This is a genomic window from Xylanibacter oryzae DSM 17970 (assembly GCF_000585355.1).
Lineage (GTDB): Bacteria > Bacteroidota > Bacteroidia > Bacteroidales > Bacteroidaceae > Prevotella > Prevotella oryzae.
In genome coordinates this window covers 879,005-893,272 of record NZ_KK073873.1, presented here as the reverse complement: position 1 = coordinate 893,272, position 14,268 = coordinate 879,005, and the positions used below count along the sequence as shown (strand labels likewise).

Sequence of the window (14,268 nt, the reverse complement as noted above, 5' to 3'; positions counted from 1 at the left end):
AAAAAGCAATTGATTTATGCCAACAAAGACAGTTAAACAAAAGCTAGAACAAAAAATCATAAGTCGCTTTCGAAAAGCATTATCAGAGTATAGACTTATAGATGACGGTGATCATATTCTCATAGGACTCTCTGGTGGTAAAGATTCACTTTGTCTGCTTGAGTTATTAGCTAGAAGAATGAAGATACAGAAACCAACTTTTAAAGTAGAAGCTGTACATATTCGTATGAAAAATATCAAATACGAAACAGACACTGAATACCTTAAAAGTTTTGCTTCACAATACGATGTTCCACTTCATATAATTACAACAGAATTTGATGCAAGCACAGACAACCGTAAGTCACCATGCTTCCTATGTTCATGGAATCGAAGAAAAAATATTTTCAATCTGGCACAAGAATTAGGATGCAACAAAATAGCATTCGGTCATCATTTTGACGACATTATACACACTACACTAATGAACGAGATATTTCAAGGGCACTTCTCCACAATGCCCGTAAAACTCAAGTTCAAGAAGATGCCATTAACACTGATACGACCACTTTGCCTTGAAATAGAGTCGGACATAAAACAATACGCAATAAATCAAGGATACCAAAAACAGATAAAATTATGTCCTTACGAAACCGACTCGCACCGCAGTGAAATTAAACAGCTGTTTGATCAAATCGAAAAGATGAACCCAGAAGCCCGTTATTCCATATGGAACAGTCTTGAAAGCGAAGGCAAACTTATAGAAGGCTTATAATCTTTGTTAATAGCTTCCTCTATCCGGAAACTTTTATTATCTTTGCATAAGATAACCTGCATTTCGACGTCAGCCAGAGCAATAAAGCTGTGCACTCCCCGACCTGCATTATCTTTATATTGAATTTGCATTTATAACAAATATGAAGAGATTTTTTATTTTTATATTATCAATAATCAGTGGTATCTCATATATTACAGCCCAAAATGCCAAGACAATGAAGATGCCCAAAACAGCTAAGGAAACAATACCTGAGCTTATCAACAAGTATGAATTTAATACTGCAGTCAAAGAATTGCAGTCTGCAATAATACTTAAGACAAAGAAGAAACAGCCAGTAACAGAAGATAATATCTTACTAAATAAAGCACGCAAAGGAGCAAGCATGTTGACTGCCACACAAAACATATGCATAATCGACAGCGTTGTTTTAAGCAAAAACGATTTTTTAAAAGGTATAAAGCTCAATAAAGAGTCCGGTACGATCACTCCATACAATGAATTTTTTAATACCACTACCCAGCCGGATTCGTACGTATTTACCAACGGACTAGGTAACAAGTGCTATTATTCGCAAAGAGACTCATCTGGACATCTGGCAATATATACTTCAGACAAACTAGCCGGGAAATGGAGCGATGCGGAAAAAGTAAATGGTCTTGAAGACATAAATGATGATATTAACTATCCATTTATGATGGCAGATGGAACCACACTCTACTTTGCAGCTAAAGGCTCTGAAAGTATTGGAGGTTACGACATATTCGTAACCCGCTATGACGCCGAAAACACAAAATTTCTAAAACCTGAGAATTTAGGTATGCCGTTTAATTCACCGGCCAACGACTATATGTATGCCGAGAATGATATCGACAGTATAGGATGGTTCGTAAGCGATCGTAATCAAAAAGCCGGTAACGTATGCGTGTACATATTTATACCTTCAGAGACCCGTAAACTATACGATCCCAAAGTATACAACGAAGCACAGATAAAGAGATTCGCCCGTATTGAGAGTATCAAGAACACATGGACCGACATTGCCGATAGAAACGCCTACCTCGAAAAATATAATGAAATGGTAGCCATCGACAATAAGAGAAAACATAAGAACGCATTTGAATTTGTCATCAACGACAATATAACATATTACAACCTATCAGACTTCAAGTCACCTACCGACAAAGAGCAATTCACATCACTACAAGAGATGCAGAATAAATATGCCCAAGAAGAGAAAAACTTGGAAAATATGCGTGATAAATATCATAATTCGGATGATGCTACAAGGGGAAATATGCGAAGCAATATCTTAGAATCCGAAAAGGCGATAGAAAAGATGAATAATGACATCCACGTATTAGAGAAATCAATTAGGAATACCGAAAATATATTATTAAACAAATAATACAACTATGAAGAAATATTTTGCAGAATCCGAACTCATTATAAATGAAGACGGTAGTGTTTTTCACTTGCACCTTAAACCAGAACAGCTTGCTGATAAAGTAATCCTAGTTGGTGATCCTGGACGCGTAAGCCTCGTTGCATCACACTTTGAAGAGCAGGAATGTGAGGTTCAAAGTCGTGAATTTCACTCTATAACAGGTACATATAAGGGAAAACGCATAACAGTACAAAGCACAGGTATAGGATGTGACAATATAGACATTGTTTTAAACGAAATGGACGCCTTGGCAAACATCGACTTCAAAACACGTCACGAAAAGCCTGAACATCGTACGCTAACATTTGTACGTATTGGTACTTGTGGAGGTCTTCAGGAGAATACTCCTACAGGAACATACATTGCAAGTGTAAAAAGTATTGGATTTGACGGATTGCTCAACTTCTATGCAGGACGTAACGAAGTTTGCGATCTCAAACTTGAACAAGCATTCAAGAAACACATGGATTGGAATCCTTTACTGTGTGCACCTTACGTAATTGATGCTGACAACGAACTACTTGATCGTGTTGCTGGTACAGACATGGTAAGAGGTGTAACGATCGCATGCGGTGGCTTCTTCGGACCTCAAGGCAGAGAGTTACGCATTCCTTTAGCAGATCCTGATCAGAATGAGATGGTTGAAAGCTTTGAATACAATGGTTTGAATATCACAAACTTCGAAATGGAAAGTTCTGCTGTTGCTGGTCTTTCTGCATTGATGGGACATAAAGCACTTACATGCTGTATGGTCATAGCCAACCGTCGCGCTAAACAGGCTAACATTGGCTATAAGAATACCATTGATGGATTAATAAAACTTGTACTTGAAAGAATTTAAATGAATAACGACAATATCTGTGCACTGGCTACACCTACCGGAGGTGCAATCGGAATAGTAAGAGTATCAGGACCTGAAGCAATTAGTATCACCAATAGTATATTCAGCAAGGATATATCTTTGGCGAAACCAAATACAGTACACTATGGTGAGATTATTGATAAAGAAGGTTCAACTATTGATGATGTACTAGTTTCTGTATATCGTGCTCCTCATAGTTATACAGGTGAAGACAGTGCAGAGATATCTTGTCATGGTTCAGCCTACATACTCAATAAGGTGGTTCACACTCTCATTGATGCAGGCTGTCGTCAAGCAGAACCTGGCGAATATACAAAGCGTGCCTATCTAAATGGTAAGATGGACCTTAGTCAGGCTGAGGCTGTTGCTGATCTTGTTTCTGCAACCAATCGTGCATCCCATAAGATGGCACTCAGTCAGCTCAAGGGGCATTTCAGTAGTGAGTTGTCTATCCTTAGAGACCAGTTGCTGAAGATAACATCATTATTAGAACTTGAGCTAGATTTCTCAGACCATGAGGAGTTAGAGTTTGCTGATCGTAGTGAACTGATGCAACTTGCTAAGAAGATTCATGAGCGAATAACGTCATTAGCAAAATCATTTGAAACTGGTAATGCGTTGAAAGAAGGAATTCCTGTAGCAATTATCGGTAAAACAAATGTCGGCAAGAGTACCCTACTCAATCAACTTCTTCACGAAGACAAAGCTATCGTAAGTGATATCCACGGTACAACTCGTGATGTCATCGAAGATACAACTGAGATAAACGGAATCACATTCAGATTTATTGATACTGCTGGAATTCGTCAGACAGAAGACAAAGTTGAGCAGCTTGGTATAGAACGTACATTCAAGAAGATAGACGAAGCCACCTTAATCTTATGGCTAATAGACGCTATCCCATCTTTAGAAGAAATAAAGAATATTCAGGAACGTTGCGCTGATAAGAAACTGATAATTGTTATTAACAAAATTGATAGTAACAATTCTTCTGCTAATAATATCATCAACCAACTTACCACAACTGCACCGACCTTACAACATCTTGAAATATCGGCAAAGTTGGGTACAAACATATCACTGTTGGAGCAAGCCCTATACGCAGCTGCCAACATACCAGAAATTAACGAGAATTCTGTAATCGTAACTAGTGCCCGCCATTATGAGGCGTTGACGCATGCCAACGAAAGCATAACTCGTGTGATAGAAGCTATGGAAGCTGATTTAAGCGGTGATCTTATTAGCGAAGACCTACGTATATGTCTTGAACAGTTGTCAGAAATCACAGGCGGTCAAATCACCCCTAATGAGGTCCTAGGCAACATTTTCCAACACTTCTGCATTGGAAAATAAATAAAGATTACCAACCATCACTATTGGTAGCGTAAAGACCATGAATAAAGGACTTTACGCTTTTTATTTTTTATAGGACAGCAATATTAAACAACGCACAAGCGATATTGTATCAAAATAATATTTTATCGATAATTATAAATAAATACTATCTATACGTCCTCATTTATATCTGTAATTTTTTCGCAAATCGCTTAAATGATTCATATCCAGAAACTCAGAATCAAATGCATTTTTTGTTTCACCATTATTATTTGTTCTTAATGAGGAGCGAACAATATAGCAGGCTTTTCTTGCTCTAGTAAGTCCAACATAATGCAAATTCAAATCTTGATTCCAATTTATATATTTTGGATGCTTAAAATCGTTGAATTTAACCGTCTTACTTGGTAATTCCCACTCATTTAAATTCAGATGGAATACAATATCAAACTCAAGCCCTTTTGACTTATGTAATGTCATTAGAAGAACTTCATTATCTTCTAACGGCTTATATGATGAAAACAAATTGTCATTATCAATGACTTCCTTTAATAAAGTCAATGAAGCTCCAACGCCAATTTTCGGCAAAAGCAAATTAGCAATATTATTAAATGATAGCACTAAAAATTCTTTGTCACATTTTGAATTTTCTCTAATTGAATTAAAACAGACTAAGAATGTCTTTCGATCATAAATGGTTAATTCTTCATAATCTACAAATTCATCCAAGACGTTAATCATAGAATATTTCTTATCTAAATAGAACCTTAAAAGAAGGGTAAATAGCCTTGATCTAGGATTCAGATCAATATCTAGCGGAGTTGTTTCTATTACTCTATGAGGTATTGTAAGACTATCATTAATCATAGCTTGAGTTCTTGTGTTTTTAACAAGAATAGCAACCTTACTATAATCTTTGACATCCCATTTTTTACATAACCTCCCCATATATTTTTCAATAAAATCAGCTATTCGTTCTTCACCTCCATCGACTTTTACCAAGAACACACCATTTTCATCTGTATCTAATAGCTGACTTTCTTTATCAATAAGTCTATTTGAATAATTAACAATTGGGGCAGAGCATCTGAAATTGTCTTTCAGTTCAAAGGTCTTGAAATTTATATTATCCTTCAGAGCGGTTAAATATCGGCTGTCTTTATGAGCAAATCCGAAAATAGATTGATTTTCATCTCCAACAGCCACTCCTGTTAGCCCTAAATCTATTAATTGCAGAAAGATGTCGTTGGTATATGTATCAGCGTCTTGAAATTCATCTATATATATATATTTAAACCTAGACTTTACATAATTCTGACAAGCAGCACAGTTCTTCAGTATATATAACGCTATTAACTCAAGACTCTCAACAAGAAAATATCCCTTGCTATACAATGTCATCAAAGTATGCCATCGTTCGCCAGTAACCAAATTATAATCAGGATGATTATCTTTAAGCCATATATAGTTACCTTTATCTTCTTTGGGAATATCATTTATCCCAATAATCTCTGGATCCTGATTAATAGCACCCCAAACATAATTGACAAAGCTAAGAACAATCTGAGTTAAGCAGAAGTTATCAATTGTGCCGAAGAAAGAATTCTTTATGAATAGCCCTTCAGATAATGTTCTCTCTTTAAGATTTGATGACGCTTTTCTTGTATAAGATATAGCTATGACTCCTTGATATGGCAAAATTTCATCTTTCTTCAATATACGGCGTACCATTTCAGAAATTACAAAAGTTTTACCACTACCAGGGGACGCTAATACTAATGTATTGCCATCATTCTCAATTATTTTCTTCTGAACTTCCGTAGGTTCCATACTGGCTTTCAATATATTTTTTAGCACTTATTAAAGGCTTCACTATTTCATCTTTGGCTAATTTAGACAAACATGTCTTTTTCTTTTTAAGAAAACTATACATATTTATCGCCTTATGTTCCTTCATTTTGGCAATAATATCAGCATCAATAAGCTCTACACCGTAATAATCTTTCAAATCAGAATTAATTGCACTGTTACAAAGATCCTCCTCTAAACCAACCTTGGCAAGATAGATGTCGTGGTCTTCAATAATATTAGTTAATTTTTTAAAGTTTACATTGACTTCTTCTGGTATTTTATCCTTATATTTAAAGCCATGAATACCGTCCTTATTCTCATTAATTATAATCTCTTCCTTAGGAGTCAAAAGGCGATAGCTTAGAAAGTCCAAAGCTCTTTCCATACCTGCCATTCTATAAGTATCTTTATAGGGTATCTTCATTATATCATTATCGGTCCTTAAAATCCAGTATATATCCAAAGAATTAATTATATTAATATATGTATCAAAGCCAACGCCCTCCACATTTAGTACAGATATATTAAGCCGGTCTAAATCAATATTCAATTGCTTAGCAAGCGTTTTATAGAAAATCAGTTCAGATGGTCCTTCAACCAGAATAGCACAATCTGAGAAAAATGCCTCTGCTGGTATCACACTCATTCTATAGCCAAAATCATCAAAATTATCAGCCAACACTTTTGAGCATCCATCTGAAGCTACAAGAGTTTCACTTGTTCGTTTTTTATAAAGTCTGATTATTGAATTCGGACTAAATTCACTTACAATAAAAGGAGAATGGCTTGTCAACAGGACTTGACCACTTAAAGATTTTCCAAGGTATTCTGCAAGCTCTCTTTGCTGATGAGGATGCAAATAGGCTTCTGGTTCTTCAACGCAGATTATAGAAACTTCACTTGAAATCTCTGTATGTTGATTCTGCGATGCCCATAAAGATAAATAAACTTGGTTTATACGACCTTCACCGCCTATAACAAGTTTCTTATCACCATTTTTAGACGTTAATGACACATTAGATATGACTTTGTCAATATCTGTAGATGCAGTATCAAATACTACTTGCTGCTCTGAATTATGTATAGAAAGTTTATTTAATTCTTTATTTATTTTCTCTGTGGCATTTTTCACATAAGAAAGTTGAGGTATCTTAGTATCAACATTCTGCAGTTCATTTTCTATTTCAGAATACAGTTGTTCGTCAGCACTTACAATTTCTGCAGTACGCCTATCCTTAGCTTGCTTTAGCAATTCCGTCTTTGTTTTATTGATATAACTCCAGAACTCTCTTCTACTACTAATATATTTTATATTAAGATATTTTCTATAATAAGGACCATCAATTTCCTTTAAATCATCTTCGCTTTCACTTTTTCCGCAGTAGAATTGGTAACAAACTTTTCCATTATCTATTGTTGCAGTATATTGAAGTACTAAATTTCCCTCATTGCTTATTTTCCCTCTCATTTTAGCAACTATACAATCTTCGGTCACGTCCTCAAAATATGCACGAATAGTTATATTCTTAGTTTCCTCATAAGCAAAAAAATCCGATTCATTTAGCTCAAAATCATAATCAGAGAACCCTCTATCTAAGAGGATTCTGAGAGCATAAATGAGATTGGTTTTACCGACATCATTTGCACCTATAACTAAGCAATGTTTGTTGAAATTAACCGTTGCCTCTTTAAAATTTCTAAATCCTTTAATATATACTTTTGTAAGCTGCATGATATTTTTTTATTTTTCTAATTATTATTTCTAGCTTTTCCAATTACCGACAATTATAATAAAACAGATTCTTCCAGAATTTGGAGCAATAAATGAATAACGTAGTTAATCAGCACTTTATGTATTACCATCTATAACAGAGCCTATACAAGCATCTTACATACACTAAAATACATAATAACACCATTCTATTGATGATCAGTTCATGCGTAATATATTCTAGGAGAACGAAATGCCTGTATTTGATGAAGCCAAGCTCCATGAGATTGAAGATATCTATAGTATCACTTTAAGACGGTTAAAATCTTTATGTTCTATTCTTCAATACATTCAACTTTGTAAAGGTAATACTTTTCTAACAAAAAATACAATAGAATTCGATAAATATGAACCCATGAGCCAATAAAATGTTCTTTTCCCCAATTTTACTATACAAAAAGATATAAATTACATCAAATGACAACATCACCTCCTTTAAAAATTAGTATTGGCAAATCACTATGGCTTTAATTTCTAGTAATATCCATTCGTCAATATGCCTTTTATATCGTCTAAAAATCAGAGATTATTATAAAAGAAGTGGCCTATTCATGATGAAGAACTAAAATTTAATTTTCGACTAATTCCTTTTATTCCCCCTTCTATCATATTAAATATTTTCTTATCTTTACACCTAGAACAACGTTCAAATGCTGTTACATTAGATAGAAAGATGAAATAGAACTGAAAACGAGAGGAAATTACGGATACAAAAATGAGATGCTGGGCAGAGTTGATTTATTATATCAATGTGACTCATATAGGTCTCAATTAAAATGTAATTTTCTGGCTATCAATATGGTTATGGTAGTGCATTGGGAAATAGCACAATAATACGCAATGTCAATACTATATATTAAATATAACGCAAGGCTACCAAATCTCCCTGCGACTGAGTAACACAATTTAGGTGATATCGTAAGGAGACATAACAATGAACAGACTATCTACGATAGGCTGTTTTCTTGCATCAAAACTAATCCAATTATACTTCATCTTCTTCCCATTGCTTTTTTGTAAACACTTGTTGCAATTCTATTACCTGCATATCAATTGAAGCGGCTTTTCGAAGATCTGCAACTTTAAGAGTGAAATCATCATTTATCCCCTCCATTGTGAAACCATCTTTGGTTTGAAGCAAACGCTTCAAATACTTTCTTCTATCTGCCAGCATCCGATTAAGTTCAATATCGGTCAGATTCTTGATAATATCATATTTATCATACAACTTTGTAAGAGGATGCTTCTTCAAAATGGCATTAATGAATGCAACATACAACCAAACGTCGGCTTCAACTGCCCATGGAGATAACCATAGGTTCAAAGCGCTTTCTGTAGAATCATAAATTGCAGATATACCTGTTTGCAGATTCGTTATACTTAAACACAATACTTGCCAAAAATAAACTATTAATTTGAATCAAACAAGTATTCTTTAGTAACTTTTGATTCTCAGACGATTATTTTACCTTTTTACCTTAGTTATATATATTTTCTCTTCCGCATCACTTAACATTTCATTTAATTTTTGTACTTTTGCCTTGAATGAGGACGAACTAATTGTGTTCGACTTTTAAACAAGTAAATGAAACGCAATATTAAGTTTAAACAGCTATTGTCTTTTGCGTTGATAACGCAAATGATAGCTAAAAGTTAACATTTAATATTAAGCCCTAAAATAAATGATTTCAACAGATACCACCAACATGTGCTCACACTTGCAGAAGAAGCTATTTGATGAAGATGGCGTTTACCATCATATTTAGATGGCTATGCAGAATGATGACGAGCTTACTGCAGTTGTCCGTTCTCGCCAACTGCATATCTACCGTAATGGCAAGAAAGTACTAGTATTGGCTGGCAAAGCTGCGCCGAAGATTATCAGAGAAGATAGAATCTGTGAAATGATTTAATATGTACCTAGCAATGAAACTGACATATATATATCATAGTGGTTTTACAATTGAGACAGAAAGTTGTGTGCTCATCTTTGATTGCTGGATGGACCCAGCAGGAGTCATTCCAAGAATTCTATCTACTACCAACAAGCCAATTTATGTATTTGCTAGTCATTTCCACGAAGACCATTTCACGAAAGATATTCTGAAGTGGAGAACTGATAACCCTACTCTTTCTTTCACCTATATTCTTTCTAAGGATACTATGAAACGCCGAAGAGCCGACAAGGAAGATGCTGACGCATGGATGGCGAAAGGTTCTGTATGGAGTAATGATATTATAAATGTCTATGCCACAGGCAGTAATGATAGTGGTGTTTCATGGATAGTTGAAGTAAAAGATGCTAAAAATCGAGCTACGATTAAACGTATTTTCCATGCTGGAGATCTAAATAATTGGTATGCCCGTTTTCTGACTGATGACTATGATGGAGGCACTATTGATAGTGAAGCATTTGGTGTTATTGATCCGATAAAAGATGAGAAACAATTCCTAGGAGAGTTGAAAGACATTAAAAAGATAACAGACTCATTCGATGTTATCATGTTCCCTGTAGATGGTCGTATTGGTAACGGATATACTCGTGGTGCCAGACAATTCATCGAGCAATTCAAAGTTGGATTGTTTATCCCAATGCATTTCGTTGTTAGTAGCTTTAAGAGTGCATGGCGCATGAAAGAGTTTACCGACGAATACAACATTCCTTTCTGGAGTATCGAGAAGGAAAGTCAGGCAATTAACATAGAAAAGGAATAAACAATTATTTTGGGAGCACTATAATAATGTCAAGGACTTTACTAGCAATCATACTCCTACTGCGGAAGAAACAAAGACTTGGTATGGTCCATGGCAGAAAAGATACTAATAGACTTTTCGAAACCACAAAAATGATTCTTTCAACATTTCAAAGGCGGTAAGTATCGTTATTCGCACAGCATTTAACTCAGAGACACTTGAACGAATAGTCGTTTATTAGATAACACGATATGGACATAGATTTATAGAAATAGATAAAAAATATAATTAATTTGTTATGAAAAGAGATAATAATATATCAAAGATAATAAAGCGAGTATATGATAAGATATACAAAAAACATATACTAAATAATAATATATTGGCGTTGAAGCAAGGCGTTTTTATTGATCCAGGTTTAGATTCTGCTCAAGCTCAACGAATTACGTCTTTTATTCACGGATATGATGGTAATAATGAAGACAGAATAATTTCAGTGTCTGATGTGTATTGTCAAAAGTTATTGACTCTATGCTATATCCCTGCAAAACTGATGGTCAAAGGTGGATTGTTTAAATATAATGATGAGAATGAAATTGAATGCACAGGCTCTTATAATATTACAAAAGAAGTTCTTAATAAAGTATTGAATGAATGCGCTGTTTTCTTAGCCCAAAAAGCAGACTTGTTGGTAGCAGGTAGTGAAGATATATCTGAAGAGTTAATAAATAAACTTGATAAATTTGCAGACCCAGACACAACTAATTCTGATTTAAAATACGATGTTTCTTCTTAGTTAGTTGAATATACAATTGGGATGTTACTATTACATAAGTATTCGCATATTTACAATAAAGACAAGGAAAATTCTGATTACCTAATAGATAATGAAAAACGTTCTGATCTAGATGCTTATAAACAAATTATAAGTGATAATTATATCATTACTCATGTGGGTGCTTTGTGCCTTCAGTGTTCCGGTTTGTTTTTAAACAAAAATTTAGAAAGCACAACTCATCCTCCTGTTGATGAGAAAATTAAATACATATATGAATTATTTCCTAATGAAGGTGGAGAGGCAGATATACTTCGGGATATCCTTGAGTTATTTATACGTTTATGGGGCATTCGTAATGATAAAATCAAGTCATTTTCATTATTAGGAGAATCACCTTCTTCATCTAAACTTTTGGGATATCTCCAAAAAGAAAGAATAGAGGAAAGTAAGAATATATACTAAGCAGGTAAAGCCGAAAATGTAACGAAAGTAGGCACCCGTTTTCGAAGGACTCTTTCTATTTAGCGATAAAAAAATGGCAAATACAGGTGAAATAAATTCTGCAGTAAATGCTCTCGGATAGAACATCGAGATCTGCGTTACTACTAGGATGCCGATTAAAACATCGGTACAAAACGAAACCGTCTCAAATGATACAAAGCATATCATAATAAGCGGTCTTCCCCTTAGATTTCATATCTGAAAATTTTGTTTTTTCCCTATACTACTCTTCTTTAATCTGTACAAAAATACTACAAATATTGATTAGTATAGTAGTTTTGTACTGAAAGTATTATGTTCATGCTATTTTTCATACAAAACTAGTATTAGAAAATAAATTCTTGCATTCACTCCCATAAAGCGAATAAAGGCAGGTTATTAAAGTAATAGTAAACTGTACTCCTAATATTTATGTAAAGATGTTTATTGGAATTGCAATATGTTTCATACTTATCGCTATTTTTAACTTCTACAATGATTTAAGACCGTCTTTACCAAGTGCTTCTACTTCAATTTCTACATTTGCATTTAGTTTCTCAAATAATTCATTTATGATGCCAAGGATTTTATGCTCATATTTATTAAAAAAATTCAGTATTCATTGTGTGACTACCATCATTAAGCCAATAATAAATCTCAATGGTATCTACATCCAGTATAGAATAAGCTCTATTCGTCATCATCATCAGCAACATTTAATAATTCACTAATATTTGAAGGGCCATATTCCATAAGCTCCAGCAAGATTTTTGATATATCAACAGCACCTTCTTTAAACTCAAAATTTGATTCAAAACCGTACTTCTCGCTAAAATCAAAGAATCCGTCATGATCTCTATCAAAGGTTAAAATATACAGTTTTTCAAGCCTTTTTCTAATGCGGATAGCCTCATCCAGCACACTTTTAAACTGTTTGGATATTGCTTTTACTACCTTAGATTCTCTTTTTATTTTTGCTATTACCCACATATTGATAGCATTCTGTCTAGATATCGGAAGATATGTAAGATCATAATGTAAGATTTGGTTTCTCAAGAAAAAGAGTACATTTTCTGTTGTAACAAAATGAGCAAACAATGCATTGTCATCATTAAACCATGGCCACATCATCTCTGTTTGTTTTTCAGCTGGCGTCATCCACCTTTGCTGCAAGATAAAATCAAGAGCATCAGCATCCTTATCAATATTGTTCATAGCTGCAATAAGCAGTTGATCAATCTTTTGAATATCTTCATTATAGAATTGCCCCATAGTTTGAAACAAATCGGCAAGATAAGTATCCGAATCAGCTCTTTGCTTTTGGTTATTCATTACTGTATTTGACATGTCAGCAGTAAATGGCTGTAATGATGGCTCTACTTTTACAAGAAAGTCAGATCCTAGAATATCATCAGGTGAACAGAAATCTGGATTTTTCACTAAATCGATACCAATTTGATGATATGCCTGAGCGACTAAACGAGAACAAAAAGTTCGATTCTTTTCACCTTGCTCATCGGTATTCTTTAACACAGGAACCTTTCTTGCTTGAAACGATCCAAATTCCATTGCCATTTGCTGGCGTAACCAATATAAAAGTTCATCTATTCTCTTCTTACTACAACTTTTTTTAAGCCTCATTATACATCCATGGTCGTCATCTTTGAAGGCATATGAATACACATGATTCATCATTACACCTGTACCATCAGCTTCGATCAAGAAAGCATCGCCTAGATAAACAGCAATGTGATCATATTTACATCCCGGCATCAGTCTTCTTTGACTCTCGTACGTATTCATAAGCAGGATGTCTCCAGGCTGCATAACAAATTCATTGAATACAAAATGAATTAATTCTAATGGTACTATCACCTTTTATCGTAGTTATATTAATATATATTATTATTCAATGCGAAGATAGCAAAATATCTCCGATTATCACCCAAAATCACAGTATTATATATCATTTTATACAGAATTACGTCAAATTTGACACTAGACTTGATAAAACAATTCACTATTTTGTTATTTTAGAAAAAAAACCTTTTTTATTTAAACATATTATCAAATTTTTGCTACTTTTGCACCGAGGAAGAAAATCATCCTCCTTTCAGAGCCTTAGAGCTAGTATTGTTTTGTGTAATTGTAGCATTGGCTACATAAACAGAAAGCTTATGGCTCAATATAAAGAAAACCATTTCTTTTTTTCGTTTAAAAATCTAAAAATAGAACATTATTCTGTTCAATTTAGTCGTAACTCTTCAAAAGATTTCAGAAGCAAGGAATTTCTAGA

The 14,268-nt window shown here is 34.1% G+C and carries 11 protein-coding genes and 1 pseudogene; 8 read left to right on the top strand and 4 right to left on the bottom strand.

Features of this window, described 5'->3' with window-relative positions; translation table 11 throughout:
- Positions 1–16 precede the first annotated feature (16 nt).
- The 4 genes from XYLOR_RS03690 (at position 17) to mnmE (ending at position 4,416) form a co-directional block, all read left to right on the top strand.
- Positions 17–754 carry a tRNA 2-thiocytidine biosynthesis TtcA family protein gene (locus XYLOR_RS03690; RefSeq protein WP_036877067.1) on the top strand — a complete coding sequence of 246 codons (738 nt, stop codon included), beginning with the start codon at positions 17–19 and terminating at the stop codon, positions 752–754.
- A 142-nt stretch (positions 755–896) separates the two neighbouring features.
- Positions 897–2,162, top strand: a complete 1,266-nt coding sequence (locus XYLOR_RS03685; protein ID WP_036877064.1) for a hypothetical protein — start codon at positions 897–899, stop codon at positions 2,160–2,162.
- Positions 2,163–2,169: 7 nt separating this feature from the next.
- Entirely contained in the window at positions 2,170–3,042 is an 873-nt protein-coding gene (locus XYLOR_RS03680; RefSeq protein WP_036877061.1) for a nucleoside phosphorylase, read from the top strand.
- The gene (gene mnmE, locus XYLOR_RS03675) at positions 3,043–4,416 is read left to right on the top strand and encodes a tRNA uridine-5-carboxymethylaminomethyl(34) synthesis GTPase MnmE (protein ID WP_036877059.1); all 1,374 of its coding nucleotides are present in this window, start codon (positions 3,043–3,045) and stop codon (positions 4,414–4,416) included.
- A 162-nt stretch (positions 4,417–4,578) separates the two neighbouring features.
- Here mnmE and XYLOR_RS03670 read toward each other — a convergent pair whose 3' ends face one another.
- The 3 genes from XYLOR_RS03670 to XYLOR_RS03660 all read right to left on the bottom strand — a co-directional run bounded on the left by XYLOR_RS03670 (position 4,579) and on the right by XYLOR_RS03660 (position 9,410).
- A complete protein-coding gene (locus tag XYLOR_RS03670) occupies positions 4,579–6,228 on the bottom strand; it encodes a UvrD-helicase domain-containing protein (RefSeq protein ID WP_036877056.1) in 1,650 nt (549 codons plus the stop codon).
- Complete coding sequence (locus XYLOR_RS03665; protein WP_036877054.1) at positions 6,194–7,981, bottom strand: ATP-dependent nuclease; 1,788 nt, start codon at positions 7,979–7,981, stop codon at positions 6,194–6,196. Before XYLOR_RS03665 ends, XYLOR_RS03670 begins: the two co-directional genes overlap by 35 nt.
- Positions 7,982–9,005: 1,024 nt before the next feature.
- Complete coding sequence (locus tag XYLOR_RS03660; protein ID WP_036877051.1) at positions 9,006–9,410, bottom strand: hypothetical protein; 405 nt, start codon at positions 9,408–9,410, stop codon at positions 9,006–9,008.
- Positions 9,411–9,702: 292 nt separating this feature from the next.
- Between XYLOR_RS03660 and XYLOR_RS13995 the strand changes: the two are divergent.
- From XYLOR_RS13995 to XYLOR_RS03640, 4 genes and pseudogenes are all read left to right on the top strand, one after another.
- Positions 9,703–9,933 (top strand): annotated as a pseudogene (locus tag XYLOR_RS13995) (hypothetical protein).
- A gap of 13 nt (positions 9,934–9,946) precedes the next feature.
- Positions 9,947–10,735, top strand: coding sequence for an MBL fold metallo-hydrolase (locus XYLOR_RS03650; RefSeq protein WP_036880634.1), 789 nt, complete (start codon positions 9,947–9,949; stop codon positions 10,733–10,735).
- 277 nt (positions 10,736–11,012) lie between these two features.
- Positions 11,013–11,510, top strand: coding sequence for a hypothetical protein (locus XYLOR_RS03645; protein WP_036877049.1), 498 nt, complete (start codon positions 11,013–11,015; stop codon positions 11,508–11,510).
- Positions 11,511–11,531: 21 nt separating this feature from the next.
- Positions 11,532–11,954, top strand: a complete 423-nt coding sequence (locus tag XYLOR_RS03640) for a hypothetical protein (RefSeq protein ID WP_036877047.1) — start codon at positions 11,532–11,534, stop codon at positions 11,952–11,954.
- 708 nt (positions 11,955–12,662) lie between these two features.
- Here XYLOR_RS03640 and XYLOR_RS03635 read toward each other — a convergent pair.
- Complete coding sequence (locus tag XYLOR_RS03635) at positions 12,663–13,799, bottom strand: YiiX/YebB-like N1pC/P60 family cysteine hydrolase (protein WP_036877046.1); 1,137 nt, start codon at positions 13,797–13,799, stop codon at positions 12,663–12,665.
- Positions 13,800–14,268: the final 469 nt, after the last annotated feature.

Excerpts from the sequence above, each read along its gene's own strand:
- XYLOR_RS03640 (WP_036877047.1), top strand. The coding sequence starts at position 11,532 with ATGTTACTATTACATAAGTATTCGCATATTTACAATAAAGACAAGGAA.
- XYLOR_RS03685 (WP_036877064.1), top strand. The coding sequence starts at position 897 with ATGAAGAGATTTTTTATTTTTATATTATCAATAATCAGTGGTATCTCA.
- XYLOR_RS03645 (WP_036877049.1), top strand. The coding sequence starts at position 11,013 with ATGAAAAGAGATAATAATATATCAAAGATAATAAAGCGAGTATATGAT.
- XYLOR_RS03680 (WP_036877061.1), top strand. The coding sequence starts at position 2,170 with ATGAAGAAATATTTTGCAGAATCCGAACTCATTATAAATGAAGACGGT.
- XYLOR_RS03650 (WP_036880634.1), top strand. The coding sequence starts at position 9,947 with ATGAAACTGACATATATATATCATAGTGGTTTTACAATTGAGACAGAA.
- XYLOR_RS03690 (WP_036877067.1), top strand. The coding sequence starts at position 17 with ATGCCAACAAAGACAGTTAAACAAAAGCTAGAACAAAAAATCATAAGT.
- XYLOR_RS03635 (WP_036877046.1), bottom strand. The coding sequence starts at position 13,799 with ATGCAGCCTGGAGACATCCTGCTTATGAATACGTACGAGAGTCAAAGA.
- XYLOR_RS03670 (WP_036877056.1), bottom strand. The coding sequence starts at position 6,228 with ATGGAACCTACGGAAGTTCAGAAGAAAATAATTGAGAATGATGGCAAT.
- mnmE (WP_036877059.1), top strand. The coding sequence starts at position 3,043 with ATGAATAACGACAATATCTGTGCACTGGCTACACCTACCGGAGGTGCA.
- XYLOR_RS03665 (WP_036877054.1), bottom strand. The coding sequence starts at position 7,981 with ATGCAGCTTACAAAAGTATATATTAAAGGATTTAGAAATTTTAAAGAG.